We start from the raw sequence: 17,083 nt of genomic DNA, 5'->3' as shown, positions 1-17,083 counted from the left end.
CCCGAATCCGGCCGCAACTCTCGTGGCCCGCCCCCATAAGAGGGCGGGCCACGAGAGTTGCGGCCGGATTCGGGTATGCGCCATAGTCTGCGGACCGATCATCACCCGGAAAGGTGTTAGACCGTGGCGGACACCGAAGAATACGCGCCCACGTTCCGGCTCGTCGACACCGACGGCGACGGCCGGATCTCGGCCACCGAACTGGCCTCCCTGATGCGCGCCCTCGGAGCGCCCATCACCGGCGAACGCGCCGCCGAGGCCGTCCGAATGGTCGACGCCGACGGCGACGGCCTGATCTCCCTGCCGGAGTTCGCCGCCTACATGGACGGCCACCGCCTGACCTGACCCTGGGCTCGGCGGGTTTGGCCGAGGGTTCCGAGGTTAGGCGGGTGAGCATGCGGAATGCGACTTTGGGCCGTCATGTCGTGGCGGGGGCCGCCGCGGGGGCGGCCGGTACGACGGTGCTCAACACCGTGACCTACCTGGACATGGCGCTGCGCGGGCGGCCCGCGAGCGGGCTGCCGGAGCAGGCGGCGGGCGTGCTGGCCGATCGGGTGCACGCCGACCTCGGCGACGGCGAGACGGCCCGTAACCGCAGGGAGGGCCTCGGGCCGATGCTCGGCATCGCCGCCGGTGTGGGGGTCGGCGCGGCGTACGGCCTGTACCGGTATCTGACCGGGCGGCGTCATACCCGCCCGCTCGACGTCGGCGCGGTGGCCGTGCTGGCCTCCGTGGCCGGCAGCGCCCCGCTCACCGCCCTGCGCCTCACCGATCCGCGCACCTGGGGCGCCACCGGCTGGCTCAGCGACGCCGTACCCCACCTGGCCTACGCCCTCGCGACCGTCGCCACCTTCGATCTCACCCGCCGATAAGGCCCCTCGAAGGCCGCCGCCACGGCGGACCTTGGCGTGTCGTTGCGCCTGATGCTCACCTTCCCGGCATCACGCGGCCACTCCACTATTAACTCGCCGTCATGCGCCGTGGTCAGTTTCGGGTTGTCGGTCGATCCCCAGGATTGAGGAGACCCGTGTTCCGGCGACTCGTCCTTGCCATCACGACCACCCTGACCATCCTGACCATCCTGACCACGCTCGTCGCCCTCGCCGTCCCCGCCACCGCCGCCTCCGTCGTCAACGTGGCCCACCGGGGCGCGTCCGCGTACGCCCCCGAGAACACCATCGCCGCCTTCGCGCTGGCCCAGGAACAGCGCGCCGACATGTTCGAGCTGGACGTTCGCGAGACCAAGGACCACCGCCTGGTCCTCGTGCACGACGCGACGCTCGCCCGCACCACCAACGTCGAGAGGGTCTTCCCCGGCCGGAGCCCGTGGGCGGTGCGGGACCTGACGCTGGCCGAGATCCGCAGGCTGGACGCCGGATCGTGGCTCTCCGCCGACTACGCCAAGGAGCGGGTGCCCACGCTGGGCGAGGCGCTGAGCGCGATGGACGGCAGCGGCCTCGGCCTGATGCTGGAGATCAAGGAGCCCGGGCGCTACCCGGGCATCGAGACCCGCGTGGCCCGCGAGTTACGCCGCCACGGAGCGTGGCTGAAGCCGGGCAGGCTGGTCGTCCAGTCCTTCGACTGGGACTCCATGCGGAGGTTCCACCGGCTGCTGCCCGGCGTCCCCGTCGCCCTGCTCGGCACCCCGGCGACCGGGCGGCTGGCCGCGCTCGCGGAGTACGCCGACATGGTGAACGTCCCCTACGGCGACCTCACCCGCGACTACGTCAGACGCGCCCACGCCCGTTCGCTGAAGGTCTTCGCCTGGACCGTGGACGACTCGGCGGCGATCCGCCGGCTGATCTCCTACAAGGTGGACGGCATCGTCACCAACAAGCCCGACCTGCTGTAGGGGTCCGGGGAGGGCGGCTCCGCCCCACCCTCCCCGGACGATCAGTGGGCGATCGTGGACGATCAGCCCGCGTCGGCTGCGGCGATCATGGCGGCGGCGACCAGGTCGAGATCATCGTCGCCGGTGACGTACGGCGGCATCGTGTAGATCAGGTCCCGGAACGGGCGCAGCCACACCCCGTGCCGGGCCGCGGCCCTGGTCGCGGCGTCCATGTCCACCTCGTGGCCGAGCTGGACGACGCCGATCCCGCCGAGCACCCGCACGTCACGGACGTGGTCGAGCTTGGCGGCCGGGGCCAGGGCGGTCCGCAGCCGTGCCTCGATCCGGCGCAGCTCCGCCCGCCAGTCCTGGCCGAGCAGCAGCCCGAGCGAGGCGTTGGCGACGGCGGCCGACAGCGGGTTGCCCATGAACGTGGGCCCGTGCGCGAGCGCCGGGAACGCGCCGCGCCCGATCACCTCGGCCACCTCCGAGGTGCAAAGGGCCGCCGCCATGGTGAGGTAGCCCCCGGTGAGGGCCTTGCCGACGCACATCACGTCGGGCGAGACCCCCGCGTGATCGGCCGCGAACAGCTCGCCGGTCCTGCCGAAGCCGGTGGCGATCTCGTCGAAGACCAGCAGCACGCCGTGCTCGTCGCAGAGCCGGCGAAGTACGCGCAGGTAGCCGGGGGAGTGGAAGCGCATGCCCCCGGCGTTCTGGACGACCGGCTCGACGATGACCGCGGCCAGCTCGTCCGCGTGCCGTTCGATCAGGCCGGCCAGGTGGGCGACATAGCCGGGGTCGGGCTCGGCATCGAACCCGGACGGCGGGACGTCGGCGAAGACCTGCCGGGGCAGCACGCCGGTCCACAGGCTGTGCATGCCGCCGTCGGGGTCGCAGACCGACATGGGGTGAAAGGTGTCGCCGTGGTAGCCGCCGCGCCAGGTCATCAGCCGGTGCCTGCCGGGCCGGCCGAGCGAGCGCTGGTACTGCAGGCACATCTTGGCCGCGACCTCGACCGAGACCGAACCGGAGTCGGTCAGGAACACATGCCGCAGCGGCTCGGGGGTGATGTCCACCAGGGTCGCGGCCAGCCGTACGGCGGGCTCGTGGGTGAGCCCGCCGAACATCACGTGGCTCATCCGCCCGAGCTGGTCGCGCACGGCGGCGTCGAGCACCGGGTGCCGGTATCCGTGGATGGCGCTCCACCAGGAGGACATGGCGTCCACCAGCTCGGTGTGCCCCTCGACCGGCTCGGCGGGCCGCAGCCGCACGCCCTCGGCCGAGTCGATGAGCAGCGGCGTGTGCCGGCCGGGCATCGGGCCGTAAGGGTGCCAGACGTGCGCCCGGTCGAGTTCCAGCAGGTCGCGGGTGCGATTAGGCATTGGGCGGCAGGTCCGTTCCGGCGCCGCGGCGCCGTATCGCCACCAGGTCGGCCCGGCCCCCTGGCGGGGCCCCCGCTGGGGCGGGCTCGGCGGCGGGGACGCCCGTGCGGTGCTCGGGCAGTGTGGTCGTCCCGGCCTCCTCCACCTCGAAGCCCGCGTCGGTGATCATCTCCAGGTCGGCCTTGCCCGCCTGGCCCTCGCTGGTCAGGTAGTCGCCCAGGAAGATCGAGTTGACGATGTGCAGCGCGAGCGGCTGGAGGGTGCGCAGATGGATCTCCCGGCCCGCCGACAGCCGCACCTCGACGTCGGGGCAGACGAACCGGGCCAGCGCCAGGATGCGCAGGCAGCGCTGCGGGGTCAGGTGCCACTGCTCGCCGAGCGGCGTGCCCTCGAACGGGATCAGAAAGTTGACCGGTACCGAGTCGACGTCCAGCTCGCGCAGCGCGAAGATCACGTCCACCAGGTCGGCGTCGCTCTCGCCCATCCCGGCGATCAGCCCCGAGCAGGCGGAAAGTCCCGCGTGCTTGGCCTTGCGCACGGTGTCCACCCGGTCCTCGAAGCCATGGGTGGTGCAGATGTCGGCGTAGGTCTCCTCGGAGGTGTTGAGGTTGTGGTTGTAGGCGTGCGCCCCGGCCTCGCGCAGCCGCTCGGCCTGCCGCTCGGACAGGAAGCCCAGGCACGCGCAGATCTCGACGTCCTCGTTCTTGTCCTTGATCGCGGCGATGGTGGCGGCGACCCGTTCCACGTCACGGTCGGTCGGCCCGCGCCCGCTGGCCACCAGGCACACCCGCTTGGCCCCGCCGGCCACCCCGGCGTGCGCGGCCTCGGCGGCCTCGCCCGGCTTGAGCCAGGTGTAGTTCAGCACCCCGGCCTTGGAGCCGAGCCGCTGCGAGCAGTAGGAGCAGTCCTCAGGGCACAGTCCCGACTTCAGGTTGACCAGGTAGTTGAGCTTGACCCTGCGGCCGAACCAGTGCCGCCGGACCTTTCCGGCCGCGGCCACCACGTCGAGTAGTTCGTCGTCGGTGGTGGCGAGTACGGCCAGCGCCTCCTCCCGGGTCGGCGATGCACGGCGAAGTCCCTTGTCCACGAGCGTGTTCAACAGGTCCATGGGACCGATCATCGTTCGCCGCCCGGCCTCCGGCCAATGAAGGATCCGCACAAGCCGCGCAGATCAAACTTTGTGCGGTCCGTACGGCGGCGGGGCCGTCGCCCGCCCCCGCGGCCCGCCTCGCCCACGGGCCCGCCGTTCCCGCGAAGCCCTTGACTTGACAATGGTGTGGTAAATCGGACCGCCACAAATTGTCATTACTGTCGGTCGAGCCTGAAGCCACTCCGTGGTGACACAGGGTGATTTAGTAGTCGAGTCTTGGTATTGGTTGCCTTGTGGATCTTTGAAAGGTTTACCAGGAAATGTAACGGACCAGTAACGGTCTGCGGGCTCGCGCAACTTATGCCCCATAGCTCCCGTCCATCTGGCTACGGTCTTCTCTTGTGTCTCTTGACCATGGCCATGGACTGTCTTTGACACCTCATGACCTGACGTTCGACCGGTGCGTGGCGCAAGGAGACCTGACCCACGTTCGCCGTAGACGATGTGAGAAGGAGCAAGATTGAACACCCGAGCCAAGCGCCTGGCCCTCCCCCTCGGAGGCGCACTGCTCGCCACGGCCGTGGTCGGCGCGTCGCTCGCCACCGCGGCAGAGGCGAAGCCCGGCCGCAAGACCGTGACGCTGTCCTCCGCCAAGGCCGCGCAGTCGGTGGCGAAGTTCTGGACGCCCGCCCGCCTCAAGGCGGCCCAGCACTACACGGAGGACTCTGACGCCTCCGGTAGGTTCAAGACCTCCCGCAAGGCCGGTGCCGACGGTTCGCCCGGGATGATCGCCCCCGACGCCGGCAACCGCTCCGCGGGCCGCTCCAAGAACGTCAACCTCCCCACCACCGTGGGACGGGTCTTCTTCGCGGTCGGCGGCCAGCTGTACTACTGCTCGGCGTCGGCCATCGAGTCGAAGTACGCGAACCTGGTCGCCACCGCGGGCCACTGCGTGTACGACACCGACCGTAACCAGGCCGTGGACAAGTTCGTCTTCGTCCCCGGCTACCACGAGGGCAAGGCCAACTGGGGCATCTACGTGGGTGCGAAGTTCCACACCCACTACGACTTCGCCAACTTCGAGGACTACGACCGCGACTACGCGTTCGTCAACGTCTACAACGGCGTGCGGCCGGGTCGTCGCCACTGGGAGGACGCCGGCCGGCTCAGCGACCAGGTGGGCGGCCAGGGCTTCGCCTGGAACCAGCCGGTGGGCAAGAACGTCTACCTGTTCGGCTACCCGACCGCGTCGCACCCCGACGGCGACCGGCCGTACAGCGGCGAGACCATGAAGTACTGCTACGGCAAGACCTACCCGGGTCCGGCCGTGCCGAAGTACAAGGTCGATGAGGGCGTCGCCGTCAAGTGCGCCTTCACGCCCGGCTCCTCCGGCGGCCCGTTCATCCAGCAGTACAGCAGCAACAAGCGGGTCGGCTACATCAACGGGGTGGTGAGCCTCGCGCTCGACACCGACGCCAACAACCGCTACGACCGCATCTCCAGCCCCTACTTCGACGGCGAGACCGCCGCGATCTACCGCTACGCCTCCAACCTGTGGACAGGGAAGTTGCCCTGGGTCAGGTAAAGGGATTGCGCGCCTTGGCGCGCTGAAGGGGCCCGGCCATCGGCCGGGCCCCTTCGTCATACGCGCTGTCAAGCTCGCCCGGAGGGCTCACGATATCCTGCTTGCCAAGATATAGTGACTTCATGAACCGAAGAGCGATGACCGAACCGGCCTTCCTGGTTCTGACCGCGCTGGTCGGCGAGCCCCGCCACGGCTACGGCATCGTGCGCGAGGTCGAGGAGCTTTCCGGCGGCCGGGTGCAGTTGAAGATCGGCACGCTGTACGGCGTGCTCGACCGGCTGACGGACGACGGGCTGGTCGAGTTCGAGCGCGAAGAGGTGCAGCAGGGCCGGCTGCGCCGCTACTACCGGCTCACCGAGCCCGGCGCCGCCGCCCTCGCGGCCGAGGCGGCCCGGCTGGCCGGGCACGCCGAGGCCGCCCGCGCCCGGCTGCGGGCCCGGCAGGCATGGGGGACGGCATGAGCCTGCTCGAAGACCGCTACCGGCTGACACTCCGCCTGCTGCTGCCGCGCGCCTACCGCGCCGACCGCGAGGACGAGATGGTGGCCGCCTTCCTCGAAGGCTCCGCCGGGCTCACCGACGAGCACAACGCCCGTCCCCGCTGGTCGGAGATCGCCAGCGTGGCCGCGCTCGGCGTGCGGGTCCGCCTCGGCGGGCCGGGCGCGCCGCCCCGCTATCTGCTCTGGGGCCGGGTGGTCAGGCAGGTGGCGGTGTTCGGGCTGTTCTACCGAGCGATGATGGGCGTCGCGGCCTCCCTGATTTCCGGCAGTGGGCCATGGGCGACCCGATCGACGTCCTCTTCGAGGTGGGCGATCTGTAGTGGTTCGCCGCGTATGTCGTGCTGCTCCGCGGCGGGGCGGGCCTGGCCAAGATCCTCGCGGGGGTCGCCCTGGTCGTCGTACTGGCCGTCTTGTGGCGCGACCCGCTCTCGGCGGCCCTCACCCTCCCGCTTTACGCGGTGCCGGTGTTCGCCCTGGCCACCGGGTTCCACCGCGACGCCCCCAAGCCTCGGTCGCGGTGGGCGCTGGTCGCGCTGCCCGCCGTGCTCGGTGTGTTCGCCTGGGCGGCCTTGGAGACGGTCGGGAAGGCGAGCCTCGCGCCGAAGATCGACCTGTCCGTGTGGTCGCTGGTCTGGCCGTGGCTCGACCCGGTGGGTCTGGCCTGCCTCGCGCTGCTCGGTGCCACGGTGGTCCATCTGGCGTGGGGCGCCCGCCGCTCTCCCTTCCACTCACTGGCGCTGGCCGTCCTGGCCGTCCCGATACTGATCGCCCGGGTCCATTACCTGCTGTTCCAGGGGAGCGACCCGGTCACCCAGACCATGACCGCCGTGCAGGCCGGTCAGTGCGTGGCGCTGGCACTGGGAGTGGTCGCGCTCATCGCGCTGGGCGCGCGGGCGGTCCCGGCGTCGCCGTGACCGGCTCGCCCGCCGTACCGAACCACGCCGCCAGCGCCTCGGCCAGCCCGTCCGGCGTGTCGCCCGCCCACGCCACGTAGCCGTCCGGCCGGATCAGCACGGCACGCGCAGGCGGTCGCGCGCATCCGGCCGTGACGACGTCCACCCGGTCCCGCCAGGGACCGGCGACCTGCCGCAGGTCCGCGTCACCGGCCAGGTCGAGCAGCACCGGGCGGGCCGCCCACATCAGCCCGGCGACCAAGCGTTCCTCCCCTGTGGGCATGGTCAGCCGCAGTTCGGGCACCAGCCGCCCGGCGAGCTGGTGCGGGTCCACGCCGGTCATCGCGTAACGCACGCCGGCCCCGCTCATCAGCTCGGCAACGTGCCGCAGCGGGCGCTCGTACGTCAGCAGCTCGGTCAGCAGCCTGGGTATCGCGGCGTCGGCCGCCTCCTCCTCCAGGCGCTCCAGCTCGGCCTGGACGCGGGTCTGGAGCATGGTCCGCTCGGCGGCGTGCCCGCGCTCGGTGGCGTAGGACGCGAGCAGTCCCTCCGGCGCGTCGCCGCGCAGCGTCGCGGCCAGCTTCCAGCCGAGGTTCAGCGCGTCGGTCATGCCCACGTTGAGCGCCGCGCCGCCCGCCGGGAACAAGTGTGCGGCGTCTCCGGCCAGCAGGACCCGCCCGGCCACGAACCGCTCGGCCACCCGCGCCTGGGTGGTCGTGCGGGACAGCCAGATCGGCTCGCCCAGCGGCACCTCGCCGCCGAGCACCCGGACCATGGCGGCCTGGACGTCGGCGAACGTCACCGGCGCGTCGTCGTCGTACCCGCCGGGGGGTGGGGCGTTCTCCCGGACGGCGGCGACGTGGACGCCGGGATGCAGCGAGGTGACGGTGACCCGGCCGCGCGGGGTGCGGTTCCAGCCGGGCCGAAGTCGGCCGTAGCCGGGCACCTCGATGTCGGGGGCCTCGTAGAGGTCGCCGGTGGCCTCGGTGGCCCGGAAGTGGCCGAGCAGCACCACGCCGGGATCGGTGGTGCCGGGGAAGCCGATCCCGGCCAGCCCGCGCACCGGGCTGTTCGCGCCGTCGCAGCCGACGGCGTAGCGGGCGCGCAGCCGGTAGGTCCCGTCCGGGCCGTCCGCGGTCAGGGTGACGGCTTCGCCGTCCTGGGACAGGGCGGTCATCCGGTGACCGCGCCTGATCTCGGTGTCCAGCGCGGCGGCGCGATCGGCGAGCACCCGCTCCAGGCGGGGCTGCTGGATCAGCACGACGTCCAGCGGGAGGTCATCGCCCAGCCGGGACAGCTCCAGCGGGATCTGGGCGAAGGGGAAGGTCGGCACCTGCCCGGCGTACGGGCTGCCCTCGCGCACCGGCGCGAGCAGTCCGCGGTGGTCGAGCAGGCGGACGATCTGGCCGCCCAGCCCGTTGGCCTTCGGGGTGCCGGACGGCTCGGGCCGCCGTTCCAGCACGATCGGACGTACGCCGGCCAGCCGGAGTTCGCAGGCCAGCAGCAGCCCGGTCGGCCCGGCGCCGACGATCACGACATCGGTGTCCATGGTTCGCCTCCAGATCGGTGAGGGGCTGTCAGGCTAGGTTGACAAATCGGGTTGTGTCAACGTAGCCTGACAACGTGGACATCGAGCGGATCTCCGAGAGCATCAGGTCCGGCGACCCGGCGGTCTCGCTGCGCGCGGTGACCGCCCTGCACCGGCTGGCCGAGCGGGTCGAGGCCCTTTCCGTCGCGGCGGCCAGGGAGCAGGGCTGGACCTGGGAGCAGATCGGCGACGCGCTCGGCGTGTCCCGCCAGTCCGTGCACGCGAAGTACGGGAAGTGAGGCCCCGCATGCTGGGACGATCAAAGAGCCCGTTCGCCGTTGTGGTCGACGCCGCGCTGGAGGAGGCCCGGCGGCGTGGCGACCGCCGGTTGAGCACCGAGCACCTGCTGCTCGGGCTGCTGCACGAGCCGGGCGCGGCGCGGGCGTTCGGGGTGGACCTCGCGACGGCCCGCGCCGGGCTCGACGACCTCGACCGGGTGGCGCTGCGGGCCCTCGGCATCGAGGTGGGCGACCTCGGCGAGCTGCTGGACCACCCGCCCGCGCCGCCCAGGCACCCACCGCTGCGGCCCTCCTCGATCACCTCGACCGCGCGCGACGCGCTGCGTCAGGCGGTGAACGCGACGACCGTGCGGACCCGGCGGACCGCGCCCGGCCACCTGCTGCTGGCGCTGCTGTCCTGCGAGCCGCCCGACCCGGCCGCCGAGCTGATCGGCCGGCTGGACGTCGACCGCGCGGCCGTACGCGAGCGGGTGTCCGCCGCCGGGTGACCGGGCCGATTATGGTTGGTCTGAAGGAAATTTTCCACTAACCATCCAGTTAAGTTATTTATCACCACGAGTCATGAAAAGTCGCTACTGTGCTCGCCGTCGGACCCCCCGATGGAGGAGCTTTCATGACCTTCACCCTGCCCCGATCAGTGGCCGCGGCATTCGTGGCGCTCGCCGCGTTCACCCCGGCCGCGGATGCGTCCGCCGACCCCCTTCCGGCCGCGTTCGCCGAGGCCGCCGCCGCCCATGACGTGCCCCGCGACCTGCTGGCCACGGTCGCCTACGCCGAGACCCACCTCGACGGGCACGGCGGCAAGCCCAGCGCGAGCGGCGGTTACGGAGTGATGCACCTGGTCAGCAACCCGACCGCGCACACCCTCGAACGCGCCGCCGAACTCACCGGCGAGCCGGTGGCCGCGCTGCGCGCCGACACCGCCGCCAACGTCCGCGGCGGCGCGGCCGTGCTCCGCTCCTACGCCGACCAGGCGGGGCTCGACGCCGCCGCCCGCAAGGACGCCGGCCGCTGGTACACGGCGGTCGCGAAGTACGGCAACGCCAAGGCCCCCGAGGTCGCCCGCCTGTACGCCGACACGGTCTACGAACTGCTCGGCACCGGCTTCTCGGCGAAGGGCGTCACGGTCGCCGCCCAGGAGATCATCGCCGACCGCGGACCGTACGCCGACGTCCGCGACCTCAACGCCCGCGACGACCGGAACGGGTTCGCCGCCGCCGACTACCCGCCGGCCGCCTGGGTGCCCGCCGATTCCGGCAACTACACCGCGGCGAACCGCGAGTCGAGCCACGCCATCGACCGGGTGATCATCCATGTGACGCAGGGCTCCTACGCCGGGGCGATCTCGTGGTTCCAGAACCCGAGCGCCAACGTCTCCGCGCACTACGTGATCAGGTCGTCCGACGGCAAGGTCACCCAGATGGTCCGCGACAAGGACATCGCCTGGCACGCGGGCAACTGGGACCACAACACCCGGTCCATCGGCATCGAGCACGAGGGGTTCGTCAACGACGCGTCCTGGTTCACCGACGCGATGTACCGCTCCTCGGCCGCGCTGACCCGCCACCTGTGCGACAAGTACGGCATCCCCAAGACCCGCGCCAACATCATCGGCCACAACCAGGTCCCCGGCGCCACCCACACCGACCCCGGGCCGCACTGGAACTGGACCACTTACATGCGGTATGTCACCGGCGGCGACACCCCCGAATGGCGGACCACCGTGGACAACGCCACGGCGGGCGGCTTCACCGCGAGCGCCGAGTGGAAGACCTCGGCCTACTCCGGCCAGAAGCACGGCGCCGACTACCGCTTCGCCGACCCGGTGGCCGCGAGCGACCCGGCCTGGTTCCGCGCCACGATCCCGAGCGCCGGGACGTACCAGGTGGAGGTCTGGTACCCGGCCGATCCCGGTTACAACGGTTCCACCCCCTACATCGTGGCGACCACGAGCGGGAACAAGACCGTCTACGTGGATCAACGCGCCGGCGGCGGCACCTGGCACCCCCTCGGCGCCTTCCCCCTGGCGGCCGGTACCCACGACGTCGTCGCCGTGAGCCGCTGGACCTCCGGGACCGGCCTCGTGATCGCCGACGCCATCCGAATCACCCGCCCCTGACCGGGCACACCCCCCCTTGGCACGGCCGGCGCCCCCTGGCAGGGCGCCGGCCGTACCCCTTACCCACCGCATGCCAACATGACATGCCGTTTCCATCGGAAATCTCGACGCGCCGCCGGATGCGGTTCACAATCAGCGTGATACGCGGTGTAACCGGGCCCGAGGGGGAGCTGTTGCATGGCCATTTTACGCAGGTCGAGCGGGGGGCTGGAAAAGCGGCCGATCGCAGACGCGATAGCGAAAAGGTACCCTCAGCTCGACAGAGAGCAGACCGAACGGTTCGCGGACGAGGTCGTGAGGCAGATCGCGCACGCGATTCGCACGGGAAAAAACCTTGCTTTTATTCAGGTCGTCGATGGTGAGGTCCAGGTGGACGTCATCTCAATGGTCGAAAGCGTCGTCGGCAAAGCCATCACTCGGTAGTACGGGAGGATGGATTGGAGATCAAGAATCCTCCCACCCAGGAAGTGCTGAGTTCGCTCGGCGGCGATGCCCACGTCGTCAGGGAGAGCATCCTGCTCAGCCCGAACGGGGCGGCCCACCGGACGAACGGCCTCAGTCGCGACGAGTGGGCCATGCTGCGACTCGAACGCGAGACCGAAGCCGAGCGGCTCGTTCGGTTCCGCGATCGTCAACTGGTCAATTCTCATATCGCCATGTACATCGGCCTCGCCACTGTGGTATCGGGCGTCGTGCTCGTGGCGACGAAGGCGCCTGATACGGGGACGGCGCTGGGATTGAGCATCCTGAGTGCAATCGCCTCCGGGGTCATCCTGTTTCTGAGGGCCACGTTCATGAAGTCGCATGAGCGGATGTACGACCATATTCAGAGGATGCGGGAGCTGGACAATCAGCGCGCGAAACAGGACGCCCTCTTCGTCACCGCACATCTCTCGATCAAGCATGGCGACCCCGGATCCGAAGTGATCAGAGCGCTGCTGGCGGACCAGAGAACGGGTCCGGGCCAGGAGAGGGATGGAACGGATCAGGAACAGGGCGGGGATCGGTCTTGAATTCCCGCCGACCCCCGGTCGTTGATCGGTAGCCTGGTGGTAGGCAATGTCATCGGGGGTGGCGGGTCATGGCAATGATCGATGAGGTACTTCCGGCCTGGCGGCACGGGGAGCGGCATCGGATGGCGATCGACGCGCCGCGTGCGGCGGTGATGCGCGCGGTCGAAGAGGTGACCTGGGGCGAGGCGCCGCTGTTCCGCGGGCTCATGACGCTCGCGTCGCTCGGCCGCGCGCGTCCGCCAGCCGATGCCTCGATCCTGGACCGGCTCACCGCCCGCGGCTTCGCCGCCGGCGGCGGTTTCGCGGTGGTGGGCCGCCGGCCGGACGAGGTGGTCGTCGGGGTGCTGGCCCCCTACTCGCTGCGCGGCATCACACCGCTGGAGGGCGAGCCGCTGGAGGAGTACGCCCGCTTCGACCGGCCTGGCTATCGGGCGGCGATGAACTTCCACTTCGCCGACGGCATCCTGACCACCGAGACGCGCGTCCAGCCCACCGACCCTCGCTCCAGCCGCATCTTCCGCCTCTACTGGCTGGTGGTCCGCCCGTTCAGCGGCCTCACCCGCCGCGCCTGGCTACGCGGCATCCAAAAGCGCGCCCTCGCGGGCTGAACCCCGGCCGATCACCTACACGAAGCGGCCCGGCGATCCAGAGGGCCACCGGCGCCCTCATTCGACCCCTTTTCAAACCAGACCACCCGCCCATTGCCCCGGGGGCCGTGGCCCCATGTGTCCGCACGCATGCCGACGAGCGCCAGGCCCCAGCCGCCTTGTTCCATCGCCTCGTCTTCCGTCGCCTTCCCCGCCGCTCGCGGAACGGACCGAGAGCCCTCGTCGGTAACTTCGACCCGCACCCATTTCTCGTTCGCCGCGATGACCAATCCCACCCGTCCGCCCGGTTCTCCGGATGAGGTGTGGCGGACCGCGTTGCTGAACAGCTCTGACACCATAAGGAGGAGATCGTCGAGGATGTCGGAGTTGAGGTGGGGATTGGCACGCCACAGGCCCCGGAGCAATTCCCGCGCCACACCGGCGTTCTCCGAAGTGCCGGGCAGGCTGACGGTCTTCCATATCAACCCATTAGGGGCATTCCCCGCTATGTAGAATGGTTGTCTCATTATTGTCATGAGCCTGTCCGGTCCTTTGGCGAGTGAGGTCGGTGTGCCTACTTTGGTGCAGGTCAGCGGCTCGGGTCTCTAGACTTCAGCGGACTTCCGCGAACAGATCTCCGGAAGTGTGTATCTGCCGGTGTGACTCTGTGTTATTTCTGGGGCGCTGTCTGTCACGGATGGGAGGGCGAAGTGACGGAAAACCCCCCAATGGCCCTGAAACGCCGGAAAAGCGGTTCGGGCGTGAATTGCGCAGGGTCCGTAAGGAGGCGGGGCTGTCTCAGACGAGGGTCGGCCGGGCGTGTGGATGTTCGGCAAGCCTGGTTTCCAGTGTCGAGCGGGCCACCCGAGTACCACAACCGGATTTCGCGCGGGGGCTTGATCGGCTGTTCGGGCTGAATCAGTTCTTCACCCGACTGGCGAGAGGCATCGGCGAGCCCCTGACCAGTGGACCGGAATGGTATGCGAGATGGATCGACGAGTTCGAGCCCGGGGCCCATACGTTGCGCTCGTGGGATCCGCTTCTGATCCCTGGCCTGCTTCAAACGGATGACTACGCGCGCGCGGTCATAGCAGGCGATCTCACTCGCCCCAGGGACGTCGCTGATCGTGTCGCAGCTCGAAAGACCCGCCAATTGATATTGGATCGCGATGACCCGCCGGAAGTGTGGGTTCTCATCGACGAAGGGGTGATCCGGCGATTGATCGGCACGCCGGCCATCATGGCCGCCCAGCTCGACCGGTTGCTGGAGCTGGCCGGGCGACCGAACATCACCATTCAGGTCGTGCCCTTTGGCGCCACGACGACCGCCGGGATGATGAGCGGTTTCATCATCGCGGAACTCGACGGAGGTCAGACCGCAGTATCCATCGAATCCGCCGGGGAGGGCATGGTGAGCGTCAACGCTGAACATGTATCGGCTGTTTCGCGCCGGTATGACAGACTGCGGGCGGAAGCGCATCGCCCAGATGATTCACTCAGGCTGATCGAGGAGGCCCGAGGTCGATGGCGGCAGTAGGTGCGAATCTCACGAGTGCCGGGTGGCGGAAGAGTTCCTACAGCGGCGGCAGTGGAGGGAACTGTGTTGAGGTGGCAACCGACCTCGGTGGCCTAGTCGGCGTGCGTGACAGTAAGGATCCCACTGGGCCGGCCCTGTGCTTCTCCTCCGGCGCATGGCGGGTGTTCCTGAACCGTGTGAAGGGCGGTGACTTCGATTGACCGGTACCGGGAGGCCGATGGCTGTGTGGAGGCGGAGTTCCCGCAGCGGTGACAGCGGCGGCAACTGTGTCGAGGTGGCGAGCAACACCAATGGCCTCGTCGCCGTACGTGACAGCAAGGCCCCTGCTGAAGCCGTGCTCTTCTTCCCTCCCCGAGAGTGGCGGGTGTTCCTCGGGCGGGTGAAGGCCGGTGAATTCGGTTAGTCCGTAACACTGCGACAGGGGTGTCAAGCGATCGGCCTTGACACCCCTGTCACATGTCCGGAGGGCTAACCAAGATCAACTCATCGGTGGATTGACGGATGTCGGAGTTGCGAAAATTGTCAAGAATGTCATCCCGCTGTGCATCGCACCTGTCAAGTGAGAGGCTTGGAGGGTCCGTAATGATCGCCGACTGGGGAGTGACCGACTTGGAGACCGCGGAGTATCTGGATGCGGCGCTTGACCGTGGGCGGCGGCACGCCGGGCCCATGGTGCCGCGCATGATCTTAGGCGCGCGTCTGCGGGCGCTGCGAGAGACTCGGGGGATCTCCCGGGAAGAGGCCGGCGATGCGATCCGCTCGTCACATTCGAAGATCAGCCGGTTGGAGCTGGCCCGGATCGGGTGCAAGATCCGGGATGTGGCCGACCTGCTCACCCTCTATGGCGTGACCGACGAGCCCGAGCGGGCCACCCTGCTCGAACTGGCCCAGCACGCCAACACCCCCGGCTGGTGGAGCGCCTACTCCGACGTGACGCCACACTGGCTGCACGCCTACCTCGGGCTCGAACAGGCGGCCGGCCTGATCCGCACCTATGAGGTGCAGTTCGTGCCCGGCCTGCTCCAGACCGCCGACTACGCCCGGGCCGTCATCGCGCTCGGTGACATCTTCGTCTCCCAGGCCCGCATCGACCGCGGTGTCGAACTTCGGATGGGCCGTCAGCAGATCCTGCACGCCGCGCACCCGCCGCGGCTTTGGGCGGTGCTCGACGAGGCCGTGCTGCGTCGTCCGATCGGTGGCTCCACCGTGATGCGCGCCCAGGTGCGGCATCTGATCGAGGCGGCCGGGCTGCCGCACGTCACCATCCAGATCCTGCCGTTCAGCGCCGGCGGTCACGCGGCGTCCGGCGGGCCGGTGACCATCCTGCGGATGCCCGAGCGCGACCTGCCCGATGTCGTCTACCTCGAACAACTGGCGAGCGCCACCTACCCCGACCGCCCGGCGGACGTCGCGCACTACACGCACGTGATGAACCGCCTGGCCACGGAGGCCGCCCCGGCCGTCGAGACGCCCGACATCCTGCGCCGCATCTTGAAGGACACCTAACCTGATAACGCCGCACTCCACCCGATAGCGTGCACTGGTGAGTGAACCAGTGGAATTGGTGATTTTCGATTGCGACGGCGTGCTCGTGGACAGCGAGCACATCGCCACGCGGGTGCACACGGCGATCCTCAACGAGCTCGGCTGGCAACTCACCGAAGCCGAGGTCGTCGAGCTGTTCATGGGCCGGACCAGCAAGTCGATCAACGAGCTGACCGAGGAACGGCTGGGCGGCGAGGTGACCGCGGAGGTCGAGAAGCGCTTCCTGCGGCTCTACTGGGAGGCGGTGGAGGCCGAACTGACCCCGGTCGCCGGCATCGTCGAGGCGCTGGACGCGATCACCCTGCCCACCTGCGTCGCCTCCAGCGGCAGCCACGCGAAGATGCGCAGGACCCTCGGGAAGACCGGGCTGTACGCGCGCTTCGAGGGCCGGATCTTCAGCGGTACCGAGGTGCCGCACGGCAAGCCCGCGCCCGACCTGTTCCTGCACGCGGCGCGGCGCTCGGGCGTCGAACCCGCGCGCTGCGTGGTGGTCGAGGACAGCCGCTTCGGCGTCGAGGCGGCCCGTGCCGCGGGCATGCGCTCCTTCGGGTACGCCGGCGGGCTCACCCCCGCGGCCCGGCTGGAAGGCCAGGACACCATCGTGTTCACCGACATGCGCGAGCTGCCCGCCCTGATCGCCGCGCTCTGAGCCGGAGAACAGGTCAGGGCGTGAGGATCGTCTTGCCGATGGTCGTCCGCTCGTCGTGGGCGCGATGCGCGGCGGCGGCCTCGGCCAGCGGGAACACCGCCCCTGTCACCGGCCGCAGCCGCCCCGCCGCGGCGTGCTCGAAGACCTGGCCGAGCAGCGCGGCGATCTCCTCCGGAGGCAGCAGCACCGAGGCGAACCCGCGGACCGTGAGCCCCCGCTGGAGGATGTCCGCCACGTCGAACGCGGGAGGCGTGCCGCCGGCCGTACCGTAGAGGACCATCCGGCCGGTGCCGGTCGCGAGCAGGCCGAACGCCGTCCGCGCGATCTCCCCGCCCACGGTCTCGAAGACCACCTGGACCTCGCCGCCGGCCGCCTCGCGTACCGCGTCGCCCCAGCCGGGCAGCCCGTAGTCCACCGCGGCGTCCGCGCCGTTGGCCTTGGCCGCGGCCAGCTTGCGCGCGCCGCGGGCGGCGGCGATCACCCGGGCCCCGGCGTGCTTGGCGAGCTGTGTGAGCAGCCCGCCCAC

At 69.9% G+C, this 17,083-nt stretch carries 22 protein-coding genes; 17 read left to right on the top strand and 5 right to left on the bottom strand.

The window, feature by feature from the left end; all coding sequences use genetic code 11:
• Window positions 1-123 precede the first annotated feature (123 nt).
• From C1I98_RS19010 to C1I98_RS19000, 3 genes are all read left to right on the top strand, one after another.
• Window positions 124-345 carry an EF-hand domain-containing protein gene (locus C1I98_RS19010; protein WP_111168791.1) on the top strand — a complete coding sequence of 74 codons (222 nt, stop codon included), beginning with the start codon at window positions 124-126 and terminating at the stop codon, window positions 343-345.
• A 50-nt stretch (window positions 346-395) separates the two neighbouring features.
• Window positions 396-872 (top strand): hypothetical protein, encoded by a 477-nt coding sequence (locus C1I98_RS19005; protein ID WP_111168790.1) that lies wholly within the window; start codon window positions 396-398, stop codon window positions 870-872.
• Between the two features lie 155 nt (window positions 873-1,027).
• Window positions 1,028-1,852 (top strand): glycerophosphodiester phosphodiesterase, encoded by an 825-nt coding sequence (locus C1I98_RS19000; protein ID WP_233507992.1) that lies wholly within the window; start codon window positions 1,028-1,030, stop codon window positions 1,850-1,852.
• 62 nt (window positions 1,853-1,914) lie between these two features.
• Here C1I98_RS19000 and C1I98_RS18995 read toward each other — a convergent pair whose 3' ends face one another.
• Both C1I98_RS18995 and bioB read right to left on the bottom strand, forming a co-directional pair.
• Entirely contained in the window at window positions 1,915-3,213 is a 1,299-nt protein-coding gene (locus C1I98_RS18995; protein ID WP_111168788.1) for an adenosylmethionine--8-amino-7-oxononanoate transaminase, read from the bottom strand.
• A complete protein-coding gene (gene bioB, locus C1I98_RS18990; RefSeq protein ID WP_111168787.1) occupies window positions 3,206-4,321 on the bottom strand; it encodes a biotin synthase BioB in 1,116 nt (371 codons plus the stop codon). The genes C1I98_RS18995 and bioB overlap by 8 nt, the downstream gene beginning before the upstream one ends.
• Before the next feature lie 502 nt (window positions 4,322-4,823).
• On the opposite strand from bioB, the gene C1I98_RS18985 reads away from it, so the two are divergent.
• From C1I98_RS18985 to C1I98_RS18975, 3 genes are all read left to right on the top strand, one after another.
• Entirely contained in the window at window positions 4,824-5,888 is a 1,065-nt protein-coding gene (locus tag C1I98_RS18985) for a trypsin-like serine peptidase (protein ID WP_111168786.1), read from the top strand.
• A gap of 122 nt (window positions 5,889-6,010) precedes the next feature.
• A complete protein-coding gene (locus tag C1I98_RS18980; RefSeq protein ID WP_233507991.1) occupies window positions 6,011-6,349 on the top strand; it encodes a PadR family transcriptional regulator in 339 nt (112 codons plus the stop codon).
• Between the two features lie 376 nt (window positions 6,350-6,725).
• Window positions 6,726-7,301: a hypothetical protein gene (locus C1I98_RS18975; RefSeq protein WP_111168784.1), complete on the top strand. Its 576-nt coding sequence runs from the start codon at window positions 6,726-6,728 to the stop codon at window positions 7,299-7,301.
• Here the strand turns inward: C1I98_RS18975 and C1I98_RS18970 are convergent.
• Window positions 7,261-8,829 carry an FAD-dependent oxidoreductase gene (locus tag C1I98_RS18970; protein ID WP_111168783.1) on the bottom strand — a complete coding sequence of 523 codons (1,569 nt, stop codon included), beginning with the start codon at window positions 8,827-8,829 and terminating at the stop codon, window positions 7,261-7,263. The genes C1I98_RS18975 and C1I98_RS18970 overlap by 41 nt on opposite strands.
• A 74-nt stretch (window positions 8,830-8,903) precedes the next feature.
• Here C1I98_RS18970 and C1I98_RS18965 point away from each other — a divergent pair, with 74 nt between their 5' ends.
• From C1I98_RS18965 to C1I98_RS18940, 6 genes are all read left to right on the top strand, one after another.
• Window positions 8,904-9,107, top strand: a complete 204-nt coding sequence (locus tag C1I98_RS18965) for a helix-turn-helix domain-containing protein (protein WP_111168782.1) — start codon at window positions 8,904-8,906, stop codon at window positions 9,105-9,107.
• A gap of 8 nt (window positions 9,108-9,115) precedes the next feature.
• Window positions 9,116-9,595: a Clp protease N-terminal domain-containing protein gene (locus C1I98_RS18960; protein ID WP_111168781.1), complete on the top strand. Its 480-nt coding sequence runs from the start codon at window positions 9,116-9,118 to the stop codon at window positions 9,593-9,595.
• A gap of 125 nt (window positions 9,596-9,720) precedes the next feature.
• Complete coding sequence (locus C1I98_RS18955; RefSeq protein WP_111168780.1) at window positions 9,721-11,226, top strand: golvesin C-terminal-like domain-containing protein; 1,506 nt, start codon at window positions 9,721-9,723, stop codon at window positions 11,224-11,226.
• A gap of 177 nt (window positions 11,227-11,403) precedes the next feature.
• Complete coding sequence (locus C1I98_RS18950) at window positions 11,404-11,649, top strand: hypothetical protein (RefSeq protein WP_111168779.1); 246 nt, start codon at window positions 11,404-11,406, stop codon at window positions 11,647-11,649.
• Window positions 11,650-11,663: 14 nt separating this feature from the next.
• Complete coding sequence (locus tag C1I98_RS18945) at window positions 11,664-12,239, top strand: hypothetical protein (RefSeq protein WP_146607513.1); 576 nt, start codon at window positions 11,664-11,666, stop codon at window positions 12,237-12,239.
• Window positions 12,240-12,307: 68 nt separating this feature from the next.
• Window positions 12,308-12,847 (top strand): hypothetical protein, encoded by a 540-nt coding sequence (locus C1I98_RS18940; RefSeq protein WP_111168777.1) that lies wholly within the window; start codon window positions 12,308-12,310, stop codon window positions 12,845-12,847.
• 11 nt (window positions 12,848-12,858) lie between these two features.
• Here the strand turns inward: C1I98_RS18940 and C1I98_RS18935 are convergent, their stop codons facing one another.
• On the bottom strand, window positions 12,859-13,311 hold the full coding sequence (locus C1I98_RS18935; protein ID WP_233507990.1) for an ATP-binding protein: 453 nt from the start codon (window positions 13,309-13,311) through the stop codon (window positions 12,859-12,861).
• 212 nt (window positions 13,312-13,523) lie between these two features.
• Here C1I98_RS18935 and C1I98_RS18930 point away from each other — a divergent pair, with 212 nt between their 5' ends.
• The 5 genes from C1I98_RS18930 (at window position 13,524) to C1I98_RS18910 (ending at window position 16,557) form a co-directional block, all read left to right on the top strand.
• Complete coding sequence (locus C1I98_RS18930; RefSeq protein WP_111168775.1) at window positions 13,524-14,363, top strand: helix-turn-helix domain-containing protein; 840 nt, start codon at window positions 13,524-13,526, stop codon at window positions 14,361-14,363.
• On the top strand, window positions 14,351-14,563 hold the full coding sequence (locus C1I98_RS18925) for a DUF397 domain-containing protein (protein WP_111168774.1): 213 nt from the start codon (window positions 14,351-14,353) through the stop codon (window positions 14,561-14,563). The genes C1I98_RS18930 and C1I98_RS18925 overlap by 13 nt, the downstream gene beginning before the upstream one ends.
• Before the next feature lie 17 nt (window positions 14,564-14,580).
• Window positions 14,581-14,766 carry a DUF397 domain-containing protein gene (locus C1I98_RS18920; RefSeq protein WP_111168773.1) on the top strand — a complete coding sequence of 62 codons (186 nt, stop codon included), beginning with the start codon at window positions 14,581-14,583 and terminating at the stop codon, window positions 14,764-14,766.
• A gap of 179 nt (window positions 14,767-14,945) precedes the next feature.
• Window positions 14,946-15,869, top strand: a complete 924-nt coding sequence (locus C1I98_RS18915; protein ID WP_199537044.1) for a Sco1979 family transcriptional regulator — start codon at window positions 14,946-14,948, stop codon at window positions 15,867-15,869.
• Between the two features lie 37 nt (window positions 15,870-15,906).
• On the top strand, window positions 15,907-16,557 hold the full coding sequence (locus C1I98_RS18910) for an HAD family hydrolase (protein WP_111168772.1): 651 nt from the start codon (window positions 15,907-15,909) through the stop codon (window positions 16,555-16,557).
• 13 nt (window positions 16,558-16,570) lie between these two features.
• Here C1I98_RS18910 and C1I98_RS18905 read toward each other — a convergent pair.
• Window positions 16,571-17,083 (bottom strand): zinc-binding dehydrogenase (locus C1I98_RS18905; protein ID WP_146607511.1); only part of this gene is annotated, 513 nt, incomplete at its 5' end.

Origin of the sequence: Spongiactinospora gelatinilytica (assembly GCF_003236385.1) — a bacterium.
Lineage (GTDB): Bacteria > Actinomycetota > Actinomycetes > Streptosporangiales > Streptosporangiaceae > Spongiactinospora > Spongiactinospora gelatinilytica.
The sequence above is the reverse complement of the archived record's forward strand: the minus strand, read 5'-3'. Positions and strand labels throughout refer to the sequence as shown.

Coding starts and splice junctions, on each gene's coding strand:
- C1I98_RS19005 (WP_111168790.1), top strand. CDS start 396: ATGCGGAATGCGACTTTGGGCCGTCATGTCGTGGCGGGGGCCGCCGCG.
- C1I98_RS18995 (WP_111168788.1), bottom strand. CDS start 3,213: ATGCCTAATCGCACCCGCGACCTGCTGGAACTCGACCGGGCGCACGTC.
- bioB (WP_111168787.1), bottom strand. CDS start 4,321: ATGGACCTGTTGAACACGCTCGTGGACAAGGGACTTCGCCGTGCATCG.
- C1I98_RS18980 (WP_233507991.1), top strand. CDS start 6,011: ATGAACCGAAGAGCGATGACCGAACCGGCCTTCCTGGTTCTGACCGCG.
- C1I98_RS18970 (WP_111168783.1), bottom strand. CDS start 8,829: ATGGACACCGATGTCGTGATCGTCGGCGCCGGGCCGACCGGGCTGCTG.
- C1I98_RS18960 (WP_111168781.1), top strand. CDS start 9,116: ATGCTGGGACGATCAAAGAGCCCGTTCGCCGTTGTGGTCGACGCCGCG.
- C1I98_RS18955 (WP_111168780.1), top strand. CDS start 9,721: ATGACCTTCACCCTGCCCCGATCAGTGGCCGCGGCATTCGTGGCGCTC.
- C1I98_RS18950 (WP_111168779.1), top strand. CDS start 11,404: ATGGCCATTTTACGCAGGTCGAGCGGGGGGCTGGAAAAGCGGCCGATC.
- C1I98_RS18940 (WP_111168777.1), top strand. CDS start 12,308: ATGGCAATGATCGATGAGGTACTTCCGGCCTGGCGGCACGGGGAGCGG.
- C1I98_RS18930 (WP_111168775.1), top strand. CDS start 13,524: ATGGGAGGGCGAAGTGACGGAAAACCCCCCAATGGCCCTGAAACGCCG.
- C1I98_RS18925 (WP_111168774.1), top strand. CDS start 14,351: ATGGCGGCAGTAGGTGCGAATCTCACGAGTGCCGGGTGGCGGAAGAGT.
- C1I98_RS18920 (WP_111168773.1), top strand. CDS start 14,581: ATGGCTGTGTGGAGGCGGAGTTCCCGCAGCGGTGACAGCGGCGGCAAC.
- C1I98_RS18915 (WP_199537044.1), top strand. CDS start 14,946: ATGATCGCCGACTGGGGAGTGACCGACTTGGAGACCGCGGAGTATCTG.